The organism is Ensifer sp. NPDC090286, from assembly GCF_044769565.1.
In the GTDB taxonomy this organism is placed as follows: Bacteria; Pseudomonadota; Alphaproteobacteria; order Rhizobiales; family Rhizobiaceae; genus Ensifer.
In genome coordinates this window covers 31,054-47,961 of the sequence record NZ_JBIVYF010000008.1, presented here as the reverse complement: position 1 = coordinate 47,961, position 16,908 = coordinate 31,054, and the positions used below count along the sequence as shown (strand labels likewise).

General features: G+C 63.2%; 19 protein-coding genes. 12 read left to right on the top strand and 7 right to left on the bottom strand.

All coding sequences use genetic code 11. The features are described 5' to 3' along the window. Positions 1-329 precede the first annotated feature (329 nt). From ACIQUG_RS31170 to ACIQUG_RS31160, 3 genes are all read left to right on the top strand, one after another. Positions 330-1,385, top strand: a complete 1,056-nt coding sequence (locus ACIQUG_RS31170; RefSeq protein WP_402326118.1) for a TRAP transporter substrate-binding protein — start codon at positions 330-332, stop codon at positions 1,383-1,385. A 78-nt stretch (positions 1,386-1,463) separates the two neighbouring features. After that, positions 1,464-1,976 carry a TRAP transporter small permease gene (locus tag ACIQUG_RS31165; protein ID WP_402326116.1) on the top strand — a complete coding sequence of 171 codons (513 nt, stop codon included), beginning with the start codon at positions 1,464-1,466 and terminating at the stop codon, positions 1,974-1,976. Then, complete coding sequence (locus tag ACIQUG_RS31160; protein WP_402326114.1) at positions 1,973-3,415, top strand: TRAP transporter large permease; 1,443 nt, start codon at positions 1,973-1,975, stop codon at positions 3,413-3,415. The genes ACIQUG_RS31165 and ACIQUG_RS31160 overlap by 4 nt, the downstream gene beginning before the upstream one ends. Before the next feature lie 42 nt (positions 3,416-3,457). Here ACIQUG_RS31160 and ACIQUG_RS31155 read toward each other — a convergent pair whose 3' ends face one another. Genes ACIQUG_RS31155 through ACIQUG_RS31145 form a run of 3 tightly spaced genes read right to left on the bottom strand, consistent with a single transcriptional unit; the run spans position 3,458 to position 4,547 of the window. Further along, on the bottom strand, positions 3,458-3,904 hold the full coding sequence (locus ACIQUG_RS31155) for an MEKHLA domain-containing protein (RefSeq protein WP_402326112.1): 447 nt from the start codon (positions 3,902-3,904) through the stop codon (positions 3,458-3,460). 33 nt (positions 3,905-3,937) lie between these two features. Next, a complete protein-coding gene (locus ACIQUG_RS31150; protein ID WP_043612036.1) occupies positions 3,938-4,390 on the bottom strand; it encodes a hypothetical protein in 453 nt (150 codons plus the stop codon). A gap of 34 nt (positions 4,391-4,424) precedes the next feature. Continuing rightward, positions 4,425-4,547, bottom strand: coding sequence for a hypothetical protein (locus tag ACIQUG_RS31145; RefSeq protein WP_256436944.1), 123 nt, complete (start codon positions 4,545-4,547; stop codon positions 4,425-4,427). A gap of 18 nt (positions 4,548-4,565) precedes the next feature. Here ACIQUG_RS31145 and ACIQUG_RS31140 point away from each other — a divergent pair, with 18 nt between their 5' ends. From ACIQUG_RS31140 to ACIQUG_RS31115, 6 genes are all read left to right on the top strand, one after another. Then, positions 4,566-4,805 carry a type II toxin-antitoxin system ParD family antitoxin gene (locus tag ACIQUG_RS31140; protein WP_192448455.1) on the top strand — a complete coding sequence of 80 codons (240 nt, stop codon included), beginning with the start codon at positions 4,566-4,568 and terminating at the stop codon, positions 4,803-4,805. Further along, the gene (locus ACIQUG_RS31135; RefSeq protein ID WP_402326110.1) at positions 4,802-5,131 is read left to right on the top strand and encodes a type II toxin-antitoxin system RelE/ParE family toxin; all 330 of its coding nucleotides are present in this window, start codon (positions 4,802-4,804) and stop codon (positions 5,129-5,131) included. Before ACIQUG_RS31140 ends, ACIQUG_RS31135 begins: the two co-directional genes overlap by 4 nt. A gap of 180 nt (positions 5,132-5,311) precedes the next feature. Beyond that, a complete protein-coding gene (cysP, locus tag ACIQUG_RS31130) occupies positions 5,312-6,298 on the top strand; it encodes a thiosulfate ABC transporter substrate-binding protein CysP (protein WP_192448457.1) in 987 nt (328 codons plus the stop codon). Positions 6,299-6,381: 83 nt separating this feature from the next. After that, complete coding sequence (gene cysT / locus ACIQUG_RS31125) at positions 6,382-7,203, top strand: sulfate ABC transporter permease subunit CysT (protein ID WP_402326109.1); 822 nt, start codon at positions 6,382-6,384, stop codon at positions 7,201-7,203. Between the two features lie 2 nt (positions 7,204-7,205). Beyond that, on the top strand, positions 7,206-8,084 hold the full coding sequence (gene cysW / locus ACIQUG_RS31120; RefSeq protein ID WP_402326108.1) for a sulfate ABC transporter permease subunit CysW: 879 nt from the start codon (positions 7,206-7,208) through the stop codon (positions 8,082-8,084). After that, entirely contained in the window at positions 8,081-9,100 is a 1,020-nt protein-coding gene (locus ACIQUG_RS31115; protein ID WP_402326107.1) for a sulfate/molybdate ABC transporter ATP-binding protein, read from the top strand. Before cysW ends, ACIQUG_RS31115 begins: the two co-directional genes overlap by 4 nt. Before the next feature lie 94 nt (positions 9,101-9,194). Here the strand turns inward: ACIQUG_RS31115 and ACIQUG_RS31110 are convergent, their stop codons facing one another. The 4 genes from ACIQUG_RS31110 to ACIQUG_RS31095 all read right to left on the bottom strand — a co-directional run bounded on the left by ACIQUG_RS31110 (position 9,195) and on the right by ACIQUG_RS31095 (position 13,599). Further along, on the bottom strand, positions 9,195-9,461 hold the full coding sequence (locus tag ACIQUG_RS31110) for a DUF2277 domain-containing protein (RefSeq protein WP_043612018.1): 267 nt from the start codon (positions 9,459-9,461) through the stop codon (positions 9,195-9,197). A gap of 121 nt (positions 9,462-9,582) precedes the next feature. After that, on the bottom strand, positions 9,583-10,902 hold the full coding sequence (locus ACIQUG_RS31105; protein ID WP_402326106.1) for a DUF2778 domain-containing protein: 1,320 nt from the start codon (positions 10,900-10,902) through the stop codon (positions 9,583-9,585). A gap of 298 nt (positions 10,903-11,200) precedes the next feature. Then, a complete protein-coding gene (locus tag ACIQUG_RS31100) occupies positions 11,201-12,550 on the bottom strand; it encodes a sensor histidine kinase (RefSeq protein WP_402326105.1) in 1,350 nt (449 codons plus the stop codon). A gap of 146 nt (positions 12,551-12,696) precedes the next feature. Continuing rightward, positions 12,697-13,599 carry a LysR family transcriptional regulator gene (locus ACIQUG_RS31095; protein ID WP_402326103.1) on the bottom strand — a complete coding sequence of 301 codons (903 nt, stop codon included), beginning with the start codon at positions 13,597-13,599 and terminating at the stop codon, positions 12,697-12,699. Positions 13,600-13,715: 116 nt separating this feature from the next. Here ACIQUG_RS31095 and ACIQUG_RS31090 point away from each other — a divergent pair, with 116 nt between their 5' ends. From ACIQUG_RS31090 to ACIQUG_RS31080, 3 genes are all read left to right on the top strand, one after another. Then, positions 13,716-14,552: an oxidoreductase gene (locus ACIQUG_RS31090; protein ID WP_402326102.1), complete on the top strand. Its 837-nt coding sequence runs from the start codon at positions 13,716-13,718 to the stop codon at positions 14,550-14,552. A 688-nt stretch (positions 14,553-15,240) separates the two neighbouring features. Then, positions 15,241-16,014: a helix-turn-helix domain-containing protein gene (locus tag ACIQUG_RS31085; RefSeq protein WP_402326101.1), complete on the top strand. Its 774-nt coding sequence runs from the start codon at positions 15,241-15,243 to the stop codon at positions 16,012-16,014. 131 nt (positions 16,015-16,145) lie between these two features. Continuing rightward, positions 16,146-16,829, top strand: a complete 684-nt coding sequence (locus tag ACIQUG_RS31080) for a hypothetical protein (RefSeq protein WP_402326099.1) — start codon at positions 16,146-16,148, stop codon at positions 16,827-16,829. Positions 16,830-16,908: the final 79 nt, after the last annotated feature.

Here is a 16,908-nt window from a genome sequence, read left to right as displayed (position 1 = left end):
GTGCGTGATCGGCACCTTCAGAGCGCCTTTTCGCGGGCCCCGTGTGCTTGCGTGCTTCAGGCTTGAATCCTTAAACGAAAGCTCGATCCGGCAGGTTCACGAGGACGTGTCGTGGCGGTCACTTCATGCGGCCTTGTCGCCCGATGCCGTCGCTTGACAGTCGGTTCAAAATAAACTTAACATGTTAATGGATTGAGGCTTTCCGATGAGGAGCAAAGGGAAGTTTCAAGCGACCGGGGAGATGTGCCCGCCGGATAACCTTCACGTGAAGGATCAGGCGCAGGCATGCGATGTTCGCCCGTGAATATGGGGTCGACAGGGAGGAACCTATGAAACTGAGCAGACGGAATATGATGAAGACCGGCGCTGCCTTGCTTGCAGCACCCTTCGTTCTGAAAATGGGTGTGGCGCGCGCCCAGGAAACTATCACGCTGAAACTGCACCATTTCCTGCCGCCGGCATCCAACGTTCATCAGCGGCTGTTGACGCCGTGGGCGAAATCGCTGGCAGACCAAAGCGGTGGCGCGCTGAAGGTCGACATCTTCCCGGCCATGCAACTCGGCGGAAAGCCGCCGCAGCTCTACGATCAGGCGTCGAATGGCGTCGTCGACATCGTCTGGACCTTGCCCGGCAACACGCCTGGACGCTTCCCATCCACCGAAGTGTTCGAACTGCCGTTCGTCGCTGCCAAGGAGGCGACCGTCAACGCACAGGCCTGCCAGGAATATGGCCAGACGCATGTGCTGAAGGAAACCGGCGACACCCAGCTCCTGTGCTTCTGGGCGCACGACCAGGGCCTGATCCACACCAACAAGGAAGTGAAGTCCAGCGCGGATCTCGCCGGGCTCAAGCTTCGCAATCCCACACGCCTTGCCGGTGAGGCACTCGCGGCGCTGGGTGCGACGCCGGTCGGCATGCCCATTCCGCAGGTGCCGGAAGCACTGGCCCAACGGTCGATCGACGGCTGCGTACTCCCGTGGGAAGTGGTTCCCTCAATCAAGGTGAACGAGCTCACCAAGTTCCACACCGAGATCCCGGGCTCGCCGACGCTCTATACCGCGACCTTCTTCCTGGCGATGAACAAGAGCAAGTACGAGGCATTGCCGGCCGACCTCAAGGCCGTGCTGGACGCCAACAGCGGCATGGCCTTCGCCAAGAAGGCCGGTGAGATGTGGGACAGTGTCGGCGCAGAAGTGCGCGCCGCGATCGAGGCATCCGGAGAAGGCACAATCAGCACGATCAGCGAGGACGAGAAAGCGAAGTGGGTGGAGGCGACCAGGCCCGTCCACGACAAGTGGATCGAGGACATGAAGGCTAAGGACCTCGACGGCAAGGCGCTGATCGCCGCAGCACAGGCGCTCGTCCAGAAGTATTCGGGCGCCTGAGCGCACTGCCGGCCGCACTCGCCTGAACGTGGCGCCTGAACGCGCCGCTGCATGAACCAACAGCTCGAGGCCTCAACAATGGAAGACGTAGGATACGAGGACGCGGCGAGGGTGCCGCGCCGCAGGGAAGTCGAACGCCTCGCGGCCGGTTTGGCACTCATCGGCGGCACGCTTCTTTGCCTTGCGGCGGGACTGGTCACCGTCAGCGTGCTGGGCCGCTGGCTGTTCAATCGGCCGGTTCCGGCCGATTACGAACTGGTGGAGGTGGCGGTCGGTGTCGCCGCCTTCTCCTTTCTCGCATACACGCAGGCCCGCAATGGCCACATTGCCGTCGATACCTTCACGATGGCTCTTCCTGCACGCGTCACCCGGGTCATCGACGGCCTGTGGGACCTGCTTTTGGCCGGATGCCTGGCGTTTTTTGCCTGGGGGCTGTTTACCGGTGGCCTGGAGGCGAGGGGATATGGGACGACCCTCATCCAGCTGCCCTGGCCGATCTGGCCGGTCTATCTGACCTGTGCCGCGCTGGCGGCGCTTGCGGCCGTCATCGGACTTTCCGTTTCCCTCTTGAAAATTGGAGGCGGCCGATGAGCGGTTTTGCCATTGCCTTCGTCGGCTTTGCGGCCATGCTGCTCTTGATCGCCATCCGGATGCCGATCGCTCTTGCCATGCTTGCGGTCGGTGCTGCCGGCTATGCCTATCTCTCCGGCCCGCATGCGCTGGTCTACTATCTGCAGACCAACACCTATAGCCAGTTTGCCAGCTACACGCTTTCGGTCATCCCGCTCTTCATCCTGATGGGCGCGCTCGCCGAGCAGTCGGGCATTGCCGCAACGCTGTTTCGCGTCGCCGAGCGGGGCTTCGGACGCTTCAAGGGCGGAATGCCGATGGCGGTCATCGCCGCCTGCACCGGGTTCGGCGCGATCTGCGGCTCGTCGGTCGCGACCACGGCGACCTTCGGACGCGCGGCGCTGCCGGAACTGCGCCGAGCCCGGGTCGATGTCGGGCTTGGCACCGGGACGATTGCCGCCGGCGGCACCCTCGGCATCCTCATTCCGCCATCCGTTATCCTGGTGGTCTATGCGATCACCGCCGAGCAGAACATCGCCAAGCTGTTTCAGGCAGCCCTGGTGCCGGGGCTGTTGGCGGCTGCCTTCTACCTGATCGCGATTGCGATCGTCGTGCGGCGCAGGCCCGACCTCGCGCCGCCCGTGACGGCGACCGAGACGGTTCGAACGCCTCGTCCTTTCTGGGCGAGGCCGCTGGGGCTGGTCATTCTGGCCGGTGGCGTCATCGGTTGGCTGGTCGGCTCGCTCGGGACGGTCGGCGGGATCTTGCTGGCGATATTCGGCCTGCTGCTGCTGGCTGCGGACTTTGCGATCGTGCCGGCGGCGGCCGTCGCCGTCACGGTGGTCGGCGGCATCTATGGCGAGGTGTTCACGCCGACGGAAGGTGCCGCGGTGGGGGCTGCAGTAACGCTGCTGGTCGGCCTGCTGCAGAGGACCTTGAGCCTCGGCGTCCTGAAAAACGCCCTGCTGCAAACGGCCGAAACCAGCGGAATGATCTTCCTGATCCTGCTCGGCGCGGAAGTCTTCGGCGCGTTTCTTGCGCTGACGCAGATGCCGGCGACGCTTGCCGCAATGGTCGGACAGTCGGGCCTGCCGCCCTATGTCGTCATTTGCGGAATGCTCGTCACCTATCTCGTGCTTGGCGCCGTCATGGACGAATTGGCGATGATCCTGCTGACGCTGCCGGTCTTCATTCCGATCATCCTGACACTGGATCTGGGCATGCCGACCGAGGATGTCGCCATCTGGTTCGGCATTCTCGTCCTCATCGTCGTCGGCATCGGACTTTCTGCCCCGCCGATCGGCCTCAACGTCTTCATCATCAACAAGCTGGCGACGGATGTCCCGATCGTGCAGACCTACCGCGGCGTCATGCCCTTCGTCATTGCCGACCTCATCCGATTGGCGATCATCACGCTGTCGCCCGGCGTCGCTTTGGCACTGGTCCGGCTTTTGAATTGAGAGGAAGCAGACGGGGCGCGCCCTCTGCCTTGGGCGGCGCGCTTACAGATCCTTCCAGCTGTGGAACATGGCGGCCTGGCCGGCATGTTCGCCGTTGGCGCACACCAATTGCCAGACGATGGCGTTCTCGATCCAGAAGCGGCGTCCGGATTTGGCGATCCGAAGGCCGCGATAGTTGTCGATGAAGCCCTTGGTGGAGACGCTGTCGAGAAGACGCTGCCGTTCCTCGCGGTTCGGCGCCTCGGCCGAGAGCCGCGACGGCATCCCGATGAACTCCTGCCAGCTGTAGCCGAAGCAGGCCTGGGCGGTTTTGTTGGCGTAGAAGAAACGCGGGTCCTCCGACCGGTCGTGCGCCAAAAGCGCAAAGGGTGCGCTCTCGTAGAGCCAACGGCCGTCGAACGGATGGTCGACCAGCGCCTTGCCGGTCGCCTGGCGGAAGCTTGCAACGATCAGGGAGAAGGCGTCATCGGCATCATATTCGGTTGTCATCGCCCTTCGTCTCCATGGCCCAGGGTGGGGGCGTCAGGCGTTCAAGGACGGAATGAACTTCCCGTCATAACGCACGCGGAAATTCCGGCGTTGCGCATCTTCCTGGAAGCAGACAAACACCAGTTCGAGGTCATTTGCACTGCTGCGCCTTCCAAGCAGGCTGAGGGTGATGACGACCACGCCGCCATAGGTGCGGGTCAGGGCGATCGCTGCCCTTCGAATTTCGTTGGTGCCAGCGTCGTCCCGCTCTTCGCGGCGCTCATAGACCTGCCAGAAGGGCGAAGCTTCCCAGGCCGCGCGCAGCGCCTCGGTGATCTGGTCCTTGAACTCCTCGACGGATCTGCCCTTACTCCACGAGACGGTCTTTTCGGTGTAGTCGGCAAAAATGTCGAGATAGCCGTCATAGTCGTTCGCATCAGAGAAACACCGCTCGATCATCCCGAGCGCCGTTTCATCGGAAATTCCTGCCTTGAAGTATATCGTCATCGAATCGCCAACCCTGCCTTGAACGTCTATCTAGTCAAAGCGCCAGGGATGTATCTAGTCCCCAGAATGCCAGATCGGTGGCGCCGGAATGGCTTTCCGTCGCGAGCGCGAGCTTGAGAAGGACCACAAAGCCGTCATCCTTGCCAAATTTTGCCATGATCGCTAATCTTCCCCCATGAGCACGATGAACATATCCCTTCCGCACCATCTGAAAAGCTTCGTCGATGAGCAGGTCGCCGGGCGAGGCTATGGGACGAGCAGCGAGTATATCCGGGAGTTGATCCGCCGGGATCAGGATCGGCTCAATCTGCGCCGGCTGTTGCTCGACGGCGCCGCCTCCGCGCAGGCCGAGCCTGCCGACGCCGACTATTTTGCCGGCTTGCGTGACCGGGTTGGCGGCCGACGGCCGAAGTGAGCGGCAAGCCGATCATTCCACGCGAACTGGCCCGCAACGATGTCGAAGCGGCCATCGATCTTTACGCAACCGAGGCGGGGCCGGACGTCGCTCTCGGATTTATCGACGCGCTTCAGGCCGCGTACGACCTGATCGGCACCCATCCGGAGGCCGGATCGTTGCGATATGCCTACGAATTGACACTCCCGGATCTGCGCAGCATCGGGTTGAGGACATATCCCTACATCGTCTTTTACCGTCCACAGGCCGACCATGTCGACGTGTGGCGCGTGCTGCATGCCAAACGGGATATCCCGCAATGGATGCAAGGCCCCGACGGGTCCTGACACTTCAGTCGCCGACTATAAGCTATTGGTTGCCTTGGGAAAGCTGAGGCAAAAACTCCGCTAAACGGAGCGGAAACGAGACGAAATTTCTAAGGCTTGGCACAACCAGGGTCCGCGTTCCCTCGCGCTCCCACACGCCTGCCGATACGTTCTCGGTCAGCATCAACACCGGAGAACCGCATGAAACGCCTCCTCATTCTCGGCGCCACCCTTGTCGCGCATTTTGTGACCCCTGCGCTGGCACAGGAGCCGACGAAGCTTCTCAACGCCTCCTACGACGTTTCGCGCGAACTCTTCGTGGCCGAGAACGAGGCCTTCATCAAGCAGCATCCGGGCGTGACGATCGACCAGTCGCATGCCGGTACGTCGAAGCAGGCCCGCTCGATCCTCGAAGGCCTGGAAGCCGACGTCGTCACCTTCAACCAGACCACCGATATCGAGTTCCTGGCCAAGAACGGCTTTGTCTCCAAGGACTGGGCGAAGGCGTTCCCGAACAATGCCTCGCCGTTCTATTCCTTCCCGTCCTTCCTGGTGCGCAAGGGCAACCCGAAGAACATCAAGGACTGGTCCGACCTTGCCCGTGACGACGTTCACGCCGTCTTCCCCAATCCGAAGACCTCGGGCAATGCGCGCTACACCTACCTGGCGGCCTATGCCTGGGCCAAGGAGGCCTATGAGGGCGACGAGGCGAAGATCGAGGCCTACATCACCAAGATCTTCGACAACGTTCCGGTGTTCGACACCGGCGGCCGCGCCTCGACCACGACCTTCGTCGAGCGCGAAACCGGCGACGTCCTGATCACCTTCGAGGCCGAGACCCGCAGCATCGCCAAGCAGTATGGTGCCGACAAGGTTGAAGCCGTCATCCCGTCGGTCAGCCTGCTTGCCGAATTCCCGGTCGCAGTCGTCGACAAGGTTGCCGAGAAACACGGCACGCAAGCGCTCGCCAAGACCTATCTCGACTTCCTCTATACCGAGGAAGGCCAGCGCATCGCCGCCGAATTCGGCCATCGCGTTCGCAACGAAAAGGTTGCCGGCGAATTCAAGGCGCAGTTCCCGGACATTCGCCTCGTCAATGTCGACGACGTCTTTGGCGGATGGAGCAAGATCCAGTCCGAGCACTTCGCGTCCGATGGCATCCTGGACAAGCTTTACGGCAGCCGCTGATCGCTCTTTGACCTCGCAATCAATCAGCCCGGCAGACGAACCGTCTGCCGGGTTTCACCATGACATGACAAGGAAATGAACGCTTGAGACGCAATGTCCTGCCCGGGTTACGCCTGTCGCTGGGGGTGACGCTGCTCTATGTGAGCCTGATCGTCGTTCTGCCGCTGGCAGCCCTCGTGTTCAAGGCGGCGAGCCTCGGCCCTCTCGATTATTGGCAGATCGTCTCGTCGCAGCGGGCGCTCGCAAGCTATCGCGTCACCGTGACGGCCGCGCTTGGCGCGACGCTATTCAATCTCTTCTTCGGCCTGGCGCTCGCTTGGGTCCTGGTGCGCTACCGCTTCCCGGGGCGGCGCATCGTCGATGCCATGGTCGACCTGCCGTTCGCTTTGCCGACGGCCGTTGCCGGTATTTCGCTGACCGCACTGTTCACGACCAACGGCGTGTTCGGCTCGATCCTCGAGGACTATGGCATCAAGGTCGCCTATACCCCTATCGGCATCATGATCGCCATGTGCTTCACCTCGCTGCCCTTCATCGTGCGCACGGTGCAGCCGGTGCTGGAGGATCTTGATCCGGCGCTGGAGGAGGCGGCACAGTCGCTTGGCGGCTCGGATATCGCGATCTTCCGCAAGGTCATCCTGCCGCTCTTGACACCAGCACTTCTCGCCGGCGTCTCCCTGTCCTTCGCCCGCTCGCTCGGCGAGTTCGGTGCGATCATCTTCATCGCCGGCAACCAGCCGATGTCGACCGAGATCACCGCGCTGCTGATCTTCATTCGGCTGGAGGAATACGACTATCAGGCGGCGGCAGCGATCGCGTCCGTGCTGCTGCTGACGGCCTTCCTCATGCTCGCCGTGACCAACTGGCTGCAGGCGCGGGCGCTGCGCTACACGCGGAGGTCCTGACCATGCGTTTCAAAAAGACCGCACGCACGCTGCCGCGGGTGGGCGACGGACCTGTGTTCCGCCGTGCCCTGATCGGCATCGTGCTGATCATCGGCGCGTTCCTGATCCTCGCGCCGCTGCTGATCATCGGCGTCGAGGCCTTTGCCAAGGGCTGGCAGGTCTATCGCGATACGATCCTGCATCCCGACACGCGCCACGCGATCATGCTCACCGTGCTTGCCGCGCTGATCGCCGTACCGGTCAACACCGCCTTCGGCGTGGCCGCTGCCTGGGCGATCACCAAGTTCGATTTCCGCGGCAAGGGTTTCCTGCTGGTGGTGATCGAGATCCCGTTCTCGGTTTCGCCGATAGTCGCGGGTGTTGCCTATCTCTTCGTCTATGGGCTGCAGGGCCTGTTTGGCCCGACGCTCGATGCTTATGGCATCAAGATCCTGTTTGCCGTTCCCGGCATCGTGCTCGCCTCGATGTTCGTCACCGCGCCGTTTGTCGCCCGCGAACTCATTCCGCTGATGCAGGCGCAGGGGAGGGACCTCGAAGAGGCGGCCGTTTCCCTCGGCGCTTCCGGCTTTCGCACCTTCTTCTCGGTGACGTTGCCCAACATCAAATGGGCGCTGCTCTACGGCGTCGTCCTTTGCAATGCGCGCGTGATGGGCGAGTTCGGCGCGGTTTCGGTCGTGTCGGGCAACATCCGTGGCCAGACCAACACCCTGCCGCTCCATATCGAGCTGCTCTATCACGATTATCAGGCGGCGGGCGCTTTTGCGTCGGCGTCCATTCTGGCGCTCATTGCCGTCTTCACCATCATCGCCAAGGTCGCTCTGGAGCGCCAAGGGGCGGGCCGCGTCCGCCCAGTTGCCAATTCCGCGGAGAATGCATCATGAAGATCCGCCTTGACCACGTCGTCAAGACTTTCCAAACCTTCCGTGCCGTCAAGGACGTGTCGCTCGAGATCGAAAGCGGCGAGCTCGTCGCGCTGCTCGGGCCCTCCGGTTCCGGCAAGACGACGATATTGCGCATGGTTGCCGGGCTCGAATTCGCCGATGGCGGCCACATCTATTTCGGCGACCAGGATGCGACCGACATCCCGGTGCGCGATCGCGGCGTCGGCTTCGTGTTCCAGCACTACGCGCTTTTCCCGCACATGACCGTGGCGCAGAACATCGCTTTCGGCATGGAGGTCTCGAAGGTCAAGCGCGACAAGGCGGCGATCCAGGCGCGGGTCGCTGAACTGTTGCGGCTCGTCCGTCTCGAAGGGCTCGGCGAACGGTTTCCGGCGCAGATCTCCGGCGGCCAGCGCCAGCGCGTCGCCCTGGCCCGCGCGCTTGCCGTCGATCCCAAGGTGCTCTTGCTCGACGAGCCCTTCGGCGCGCTCGATGCCAATGTCCGGCGCGAGCTGCGGCGCTGGCTGCGCGAAATCCATACCCAGCTCGGCATCACCACGCTCTTCGTCACCCACGACCAGGAAGAGGCGCTCGATCTCGCCGACCGCGTGGTGATCCTGAAGGATGGCCACATCGTCCAGCAGGGAACGCCGGAGGAGGTCTGCCGCGAACCGAAATCGGCCTTCGTCATGAAGTTCCTTGGCGATGCCAACATGCTGCCCGCCGAAGTGCGTGACGGTCGGGCCTACGCCGATGGCGCGGTCATCGATGCTGCAGGGATCGCCGACGGCAAGGCCGAGCTTTACGCCCGGCCGGTCGATCTCGATTGGGCGATCGGAGGCCCTGGCATCGCTGCCAATATCAGCCGGGTGATGGATCGCCCGGGCGGCCGCCGGGTGGTCGCGACGACCGAGCGCGGCGTGCCGTTGGAGCTGGACCTGGAGCCGGAGCGGGTCGTGAAGGCCGGCGACACCGGCTACGTGACGCTGCGCCGCGCAACGGTGTTTGCGATATAGATTGGGCGTGGAAGCCGCCGAGGATGTCCGCAGCTTGTGACGCGGGCGGCGCCTGGGTTCACAGGCACGAAGCCGCAGCGGGCTCCGGCCGCCGTCAGGCGAAGCGGAGGGCGTTCCGTGCGCGCGCCTTGGCCGCTTCTTCCTCGCGGTTGCGTGGAGGCTGTGACGTCTCGAGTGCGTCGAGCAGTTCCTGCGCGCATGCAGCAATCGAATTGACGGCATGCTCGAACGCGGCTTCGTTCCGCTTGGACGGCTTGTTGGTTCCGCTCAGCTTGCGCACGAACTGCAGTGCAGCGTCATGCACCTCGGCGTTCGTCGCCGGCGGCTCGAAATTGAACAGGGGTTTGATGTTTCGGCACATGGCGGGCTCCCGGTCCTCTTCGTTCTCGCTCCTGTCGAAGCCCGGATCTTAGTGCCCGTTCCTCGTCGGCGAAAGACCTTTACCGTCGGCTGCCCGCAATCCGACCGTTGGCCGGCTCCGCTCAGGAGTTCCGGCCGTTCTGTGCCAGGCGCATGCCGGCCGCGCGTCCGCCGCTCGGCACCACGACGATCTGCTTGACCTTGCCCTGCTTGAAGGCGGTGAGAAACCGCGGATAGTCGGCGAAGGCGACGCAGCCATGGGATTCCGCGCGCTTGCCGCGCAGCAGGTAGCTATGCGTCAGGAAACCGTCGCGGCCGTGCTTGTTCCGTCCGTCGACCGGCAGCATGCGGATCGCCTCGACCCCGTGGAAACGGGTTTCGCGCATCCTGAGATTATAGGTGTGCGGCGGTGTCGGCCCGGTCATCTTGACGTCGACGTAGCGTGGGTTGTCGGCCATCTTACCGATACCGGAATGGGCCTCGAGCACGCTGCCGTCAGGCATATAAACCTTGGCAGCGGTGATGTCGTAGACGGCGACGCCGTTGCCGGCTTTCGCTCCGCCGCCAAACATGTTGCGCAGCGCCTGGCCGAAGCCGGTGCCGGCACTGTTTTCGGTCGGATCTTCCGGCCGCGCATAGGCAAGCTTCTGCTTCTTCGGCGCTTCGTCCGCGTCGGCCTTGGCGGTCTCTTCTTCCTTTTTCGCCGCCGCGGCTTCCGCCTGCTTGGTCGCAGGTTTTTCGTCTTCGGCGGGCGGCTTTTCCGCCTGAGCGGTGCGGGGGCGGAATTGCGGCATGGGACCGACCGAGGGCGTGTCCTCATGGCTCGGCAGGGCGGCCGTGTCTTCAGTCTCGTCCTGGTCCTGGTCCGGCTGTTCGGCGAGATCGTCCTCGGACGGCGCCGTCAACAAAGCCGAAAATGCGCTGCCTTCCACGTGGCTCTGGGAGGGCGTGGCGTAGGCGAGTTGGACCGGATTCTTGGCCGCGGCAACGCTGCCGATCGGCGCGAAGCGTTCGGGCGCCGGCAGGCCAATCGCTACGGCCTGACGGTGGGCCTCGGTCGAGGGAGTGGAGTTGCTTGCGACTTTCTCAGACGCCCGTACGGCCTTTTTCACCGCAGCTGCGATCCGGGCACTTTTGCCGATCGTTTCCGCGTCCATCGGGAACAGGGGATCGGACGCGAACCTCGCCTCGCTGGGAACGAGGCTTGCGACCATGACCGGCTGCGCCGCGGCGGCGGCCACGAGCCGCGTCGCCTGGTTGGTTCTGGCGTGTTTGTCCCAGACGCGCTCTTTGGTCTTCTCAGCCAAATGCAGCTGCGGCTTCGGCAGCAGGCGGCCGGAACCATGCGCGTAGGAATTGCCGATCGCGGCCATGCCGACAAGCGACCACGCAGCCGCGCCGACGAGGGCGGTGCCGCAGCAAGTGATCAGCAATGGGCGCAACAGACGGTGCAAAGACTGTGGGCGAATGATCTTACTCAACAACGCAAATCAAGCCAGAAAATCTCACAAAGGCTCTCACCCCGGCGAGCGAACGCCGCTGCGCGATTTCTGGATTGTCCCCTTCTTGACGACTGATGGACAAAAGATGGAGAAGTATGGTTAAATTTTGCTTTCCAACCGCCGAAATAGACCCCAGATCGATTTTCTTTCGTCGAAAAGGCGGATTTTGACCGCTTTCCGGACCGTTTTCACGCGCACGACGTTCAAACCTGCCTGTTGCAATACCGTGGATTGCAGCTCAGATGCGCGCGCCTTGGAACGCCAGCCGGAAGCAGGCGCCCCCGCTCGGGGCGGTCAGGATGCTCACACGGCCATTGTGTCGCTCGGTGATCTGCAGAACGAGATTGAGGCCAAGACCAGCGCCGCGTTCCCGTGGCTTGACGCGGTAAAAGGCCTCAAAGACGCGCTCGCGTTCCGCCTCCGGAATGCCGGGGCCGTCGTCGCTGACTTCGATCACGCCGTCCGGCTCGACCCGCACGACGATCACGCCCTGGTTTCCCGCATGCTCGATCGCGTTCTGAACGAGATTGGTAACCGCGCGTTCGAGCGAGACTGCGTCTCCCTGTATCATCGACTGCTGCGTGTTTTGCTCGAACGACAGATCGTAGCCCTCGTCGATGGCGAGCGGAGCGAGGTCCGCGGCGACGTTGCGGCAGAGCGCGACGAGGTCGACGGACGTGAACGGCCTGGCATTGGCTTCCAGCCGCTGCAAGTCGAGCAGCTGTTCGGCGAGCGCCGATATCCTCTCGCAGTCGGAGATCAGCCGGTCGCGCTCCGGCCCTGAGGCGAGCAAGTCGAGGCGCGCCTGAAGAATGGCCACGGGCGTTCGCAGCTCATGGGCGGCGTCGAGGATGAAGCGCTGGTGTTGGCCGTAGGATTGATCGAGCCGGTGGAGCGCGCTGTTGATGCTGCGCACGAGCGGACGGACCTCGCTTGGCACCGCCGTTTCGGCCAGCCGGTGGCTTCGGTGCGTCATATCGATCTCGTCCGTTTCGCGCGCGAGATCGGAGATGCCCCGGATCGCCCGGTTGACGATGCGCGGCACCGAAAAGATCGTGACGAGCGCGAGCAGCACCAGCATCGGCGCGACGAACAGGCGAGAGAACGAAAAGATGAGCGAAGGTTGGCTCAGCAACGTTCCCTGTCCGAATACGGTGAAGCTGCCTTCCTCGCTTGTCATGCGCCGGATGACGGCAAGATAATCCGATGGCGGGCCGTCGTCGCGGATGTCCGAATAGGTCATCCGGTCGAGCGCCACCGTCATGCCGCGGTAGATCTCCGGCACGTCGCCGGACTGGACGATTTCGCCCTTGTCGCTGCGCGCGATGAACCAGAAATGCGGTTGTTCGCGATGAACGCGCGCCAGGTCCGCGGTGTCAGCAAGTTCGAGCTTGCCGCTATCATTCCGCTTGATTGCGCGGAACGCCGTCTCGACCGGGGTAGGGCTGACGAGCGCGCCGCCTTCGTCAGCGACCACGAGCAGCGTGACGAAGGACAGGCCGAACGCGAGAAGCACCGCCAACTGCAGGACCAGCAGGTGCGCGATGAGACGTTGCTTGAGAGACCGGGGCCAGAGCTTCCACACCATCCGCACCATGTTTGTTGGACCGGCTGCGCCGTTCGGCTGACGCTTGTTTTGACGCGGCAAAAACCGATGCCAGTAAAACCGTGCGGAGACGATTGTAAACAGGAGGTTGCACGGACATTACGCGGACAGCTTGGGCGCCCTATACCTCAGCGCGCTGACCTGTCCCGGACCCTGGCGAAATCAACGAATGCCCTGAGTGCTGCCGGCATTTGCCGCCGGTTCGGATAATAGAGGTAGAAACCGCTATAGTAGGGGCACCAGTCTTCAAGCACGCGAACCAGCTTTCCCTCGTCGATCAGCGCGCGAACCTGGTCCTCGAAGGCAAAGCCGATCCCCGCGCCGAGAAGGGCAGCGTCGACCATCATGTCCTGGTCGTCGACGATGAGGGAACCGGTCACCTCGACCTGAACTTCGACACCGCCGCGCTCGAACTCCCAGGCGTAGAGGCGTCCGCTGCCAAAGCGCAACCCGATGCAGGGCAGCGCCTTCAGATGCTCGGGCGTGATCGGCCTTGCGTGGCGCTCAAAGAAGGACGGTGTTGCCACGATCGCGGTACGCTGGCGCGGACCGATCGGCACGGCGATCATGTCCTGCGCGACGATCTCGCCGAAGCGAACGCCGGCGTCGAAACCCTCCGACACCATGTCGACCAGGTCGTTGTCGACGACGATCTCGATGTTGACCTTCGGATGACTTTCGAGAAATCGCGCGACGAGGGGCAGAAGCACCATTTTTGCCGAAGCGCGTGCCGTGTTGAACCTCAGCCGCCCGATCGGCGCCCCCCGAAAATTGTTGAGGTCGTCAAGCGCGTCCTCGATGTCGCGGAAGGCGGGCGCGACACGGGTGAGCAGAAGTTCCCCCGCTTCGGTCAGTGCGACGCTGCGGGTGGTCCGGTTGAAGAGCCGAACGTCCAGGCGCTCCTCCAGTGCCTTCAAGGCATGGCTGAGCGCGGACGGCGTGCAGCCGATCTCGTCTGCCGCACGGCGGAAGCTCTGGTGGCGGGCAAGCGCCAAGAAAGGTGACAGGTCGGACGGCGATATGGTTCGCATTGATGAAAAGCTCTCATCAGCTCAACGAGAATCCAGTCGATTATCTCAGTAGACGTCTCGCAGTACAACCTCTTCAGCCGCCGACGATGGAGCGGCGAAACAAACCGGAGGCTCACATGCATACGTGGTTCATCACTGGCGCATCCCGTGGATTTGGTGCTCTTATCGTTGAAAAGGCCCTGGCCAAGGGCGATCAGGTGGTCGCGACGGCGCGCAATCCGAAGGCAATCGCGGACCGCTTCGGGGACCATCCCAATCTCTTGGCCGTTGCGCTCGACGTCACCGACGAGGCCCAGGCGCATCAGGCTGTGGCCCAGGCGATCGCGCGCTTCGGGCGCATCGATGTCCTGGTCAACAATGCCGGCTACGGCCTGCTGGGCGCAGTCGAGGAAGCAACCGGCTCCGAGATCGAAGCGCTCTACAAGACCAACGTCTTCGGACTTCTGGCGGTCACCCGCGCGGTCCTGCCGCACATGCGCCGCCAGCGCCATGGGCGGATCCTCAACTTCTCTTCCGTCGGCGGCTACCGCAGCGGCCCTGGTTTCGGCGTCTACTGCTCGACGAAGTTTGCCGTCGAAGGACTGACCGAGGCCCTGGCGGCGGAACTCGCGCCGCTCGGGATTTACGCGACGGCGATCGAGCCCGGCTACTTCCGCACGGATTTTCTCGACTCGACGTCGCTGAGCGTCAGCTCGATCGAGATCAGCGATTATGCGGAAACTGCAGGTGCCGTTCGCAGCAAGGCGAAGGAGATCAGCCATAACCAGCCGGGCAACCCCGACAGGCTTGCCGACGTGCTGATCTCATTCGTCGATGCGGAGCAGCCGCCGGTCCGGCTTCCGCTTGGCAGCGACACGGTGGCTGCGATCGAGGCCAAGCACGCTTCGGATCGCGACCTTCTTGCCCGGTGGCGCACGGTTTCCGTTTCGACGGATTTCGAACAGGCGGTTTGAGCGAAGAGCGGACACCGAGCTCCTTCGCAATGTCGATGTCCGCAATCGGGACACACAGAGGCAGTTCCGGGCTCACCATCCGAGGTCGACCTCCCCGGGCATGCAGGAAATGCCTCGACCAACACGACGACTACCGCCAGGCCAGCCGCCGCACCGTTTGAGGAAAACGGCGCGGCGGCTGGCCGTTCCGCATGGTCTGTGCTGGATCCGGTGGCCGGCTCTGCCGATGTTCCAAGAAACCATCTGACCCAAGCTGGACCAGCGCTCAGAAATCCGCATCGATCCGACTTTAGAATGCATTAGCGCTGTCGAACGGAAGCCGCTCTTCTCCTCTTCGCGAACTAGAGTAAAAGTCGCATCTCTTTCACGTGATGCAACCAAAGGGAGCGGAGTGAGCGAGACAACCACAGAGTTGCCGCGCCAGACGGGTAGACCAGACCCGTACCCCAGTTTCCGTTTTGCAACCTCCGGCAGGGACGCTCCCTTCGAAGCCTGGCGATCCGTTCTCGACATCCTGTTCGAAAGCGCGCCGGCGAAACATTTGCCACCGGCGGCATTTCGGGCGAACCTCGTCGTTCATCATTTCGGGACCTTTCTGCTTTGCCGCAGCAATGCTGACGGTGGGCGATATCGGCGCACCGATTTGCGTCTCGCCCGCGACGATCTCGACCACATCGTCATTTCGTGCGTGATCGGCGGGCGCATCGGATTGACCGCGCCACGGCTGAGGCGCCTTCGACCGGGCGATGTGGCCGTCTCTGATCTGTCAACGCCCGTGGCCTTTTCCATGCGGGCGGCCGAAGCCGTTCACCTGATCGTGCCGCGGGCACTGCTGCCGGCCGCTGTCGCGCCCCCACAGCCGATCTCCGGGCGCATTCTATCCCATGGCAGCGCGATCGCCGTCTTCGTTTCAGGCGTCGTCCAGGCCCTGGCCGAAGCCGCACTCCGCTTCGGTGCCAACGAACTCACGTCGCTCGGGTCGATCATCCCGGATCTCCTGGCGTCCTGCCTTGGCCCCGCAGATGGCGGCAAGCCGGGCGGCCGCACCGGGGACCTTGGTCGCCGCCTGCGCCGCCACATCGAAGACAATCTGCATCATCGCGACCTGACCACCGCCCGGCTCGCGCGGGAGCTCGGCGTCTCCCGCAGCCAGCTGTTCCGGCAATTCGAAATGACGGGCGGCGTTGAAACCTACATCCGCAGGCGCCGGCTGCGCCGATCCCTGTTTGCATTGTGCGATCCCCGCCACGCCGATCGCCGCATCGGCGACATCGCCTTCGATATGGGGTTTGCCGACGAGGCGCATTTCAGCCGCCTGTTCCGGCAGACCTTCGGCCTTTCTCCACGCGCGGCCCGTGACCAGGCGCGGAACAGAGAAGGCGCAACTCTAGGGGGCATGCTGCTGCCGTTTACGCTCGGAACCTCCTTCTCCGAATGGATAACGGAACTGAGGAGCATATGAGCCCGCTGGGACGGTCGTCCAAGTTTTTGGGATGGTCACCCAAAGACAACCAATGGGGATGTTGCTATTTTTTCTGCACCCATAGAGAGTGAATTGCGGAGCCGGATGGCTCGTGAAAAGGGATCTCTGGCATGTCGAAGCAGATCGCAGATCAAGCCTCCACCGCGCCGGGTGATACCCCGCCTCCAGCAACTCCGACCACGTTCACGCTGAGCGCAACGAATGGATCGAGCGTCGTGGGCGTTTCATATTTCAGCGTCTTTCCGCCACCGCTCAAGAGCCCCGCAGTCAGCGTGCAGGTGCTGACTGCCCTAATCTCCAACGTGACGAGATCAGGTCAAGGGGAGACGACGCTCACCTGGAACGGCGGGAGCGGCGCCTTGGCCCTCCTGGCGATTGCCGGCAACGGCAAAGGCGACCCCGCAACGGCTGAAAAGACCCCGGTGACGCTCGGAGGCAAGGCCACCGTCACCTTTGCAAATGGCACCTATGCCATAGCAGTTTCTACCGGAGGGCCGGCGAATTCGATCGAGGTCGACTTCGATCGCAGCGTCCCGCCGGCCAGCCTGGTCGGCCTTGTCGTCGGTCCCGCTGCAATCCTACTTGCACCGCCGGCCGGGATGGGCCCGTTGATCCTCGAGCCGGACCTGTCGCAGACGGTCACCGTGGTCTTCGGCACGGCCTGCACATATCCGCCACCTGCAATTTCCGATGTCGATCAGGGCTCGACGGTCATGTTCGCATCGAGTGGCGCCAGCGCCGCCAGCGCGCAGATCAAAGTCGGACCGGACAACCTGATCGTCCAGACGGGCTGACGTTTCCACGAACTTGCCCGGCGACACCTCCCTCGTCGGGCAATCCCCCTCGCTGCCCTTTTGTCCCTTCCCCTTGAGC

What these genes read in the sequence shown, in the direction of transcription:
- ACIQUG_RS31170 (WP_402326118.1), top strand. Translation starts at nt 330, where the DNA reads ATGAAACTGAGCAGACGGAATATGATGAAGACCGGCGCTGCCTTGCTT.
- ACIQUG_RS31165 (WP_402326116.1), top strand. Translation starts at nt 1,464, where the DNA reads ATGGAAGACGTAGGATACGAGGACGCGGCGAGGGTGCCGCGCCGCAGG.
- ACIQUG_RS31160 (WP_402326114.1), top strand. Translation starts at nt 1,973, where the DNA reads ATGAGCGGTTTTGCCATTGCCTTCGTCGGCTTTGCGGCCATGCTGCTC.
- ACIQUG_RS31155 (WP_402326112.1), bottom strand. Translation starts at nt 3,904, where the DNA reads ATGACAACCGAATATGATGCCGATGACGCCTTCTCCCTGATCGTTGCA.
- ACIQUG_RS31150 (WP_043612036.1), bottom strand. Translation starts at nt 4,390, where the DNA reads ATGACGATATACTTCAAGGCAGGAATTTCCGATGAAACGGCGCTCGGG.
- ACIQUG_RS31145 (WP_256436944.1), bottom strand. Translation starts at nt 4,547, where the DNA reads ATGGCAAAATTTGGCAAGGATGACGGCTTTGTGGTCCTTCTCAAGCTC.
- ACIQUG_RS31140 (WP_192448455.1), top strand. Translation starts at nt 4,566, where the DNA reads ATGAGCACGATGAACATATCCCTTCCGCACCATCTGAAAAGCTTCGTC.
- cysP (WP_192448457.1), top strand. Translation starts at nt 5,312, where the DNA reads ATGAAACGCCTCCTCATTCTCGGCGCCACCCTTGTCGCGCATTTTGTG.
- cysW (WP_402326108.1), top strand. Translation starts at nt 7,206, where the DNA reads ATGCGTTTCAAAAAGACCGCACGCACGCTGCCGCGGGTGGGCGACGGA.
- ACIQUG_RS31115 (WP_402326107.1), top strand. Translation starts at nt 8,081, where the DNA reads ATGAAGATCCGCCTTGACCACGTCGTCAAGACTTTCCAAACCTTCCGT.
- ACIQUG_RS31110 (WP_043612018.1), bottom strand. Translation starts at nt 9,461, where the DNA reads ATGTGCCGAAACATCAAACCCCTGTTCAATTTCGAGCCGCCGGCGACG.
- ACIQUG_RS31100 (WP_402326105.1), bottom strand. Translation starts at nt 12,550, where the DNA reads ATGGTGTGGAAGCTCTGGCCCCGGTCTCTCAAGCAACGTCTCATCGCG.
- ACIQUG_RS31095 (WP_402326103.1), bottom strand. Translation starts at nt 13,599, where the DNA reads ATGCGAACCATATCGCCGTCCGACCTGTCACCTTTCTTGGCGCTTGCC.
- ACIQUG_RS31090 (WP_402326102.1), top strand. Translation starts at nt 13,716, where the DNA reads ATGCATACGTGGTTCATCACTGGCGCATCCCGTGGATTTGGTGCTCTT.
- ACIQUG_RS31080 (WP_402326099.1), top strand. Translation starts at nt 16,146, where the DNA reads ATGTCGAAGCAGATCGCAGATCAAGCCTCCACCGCGCCGGGTGATACC.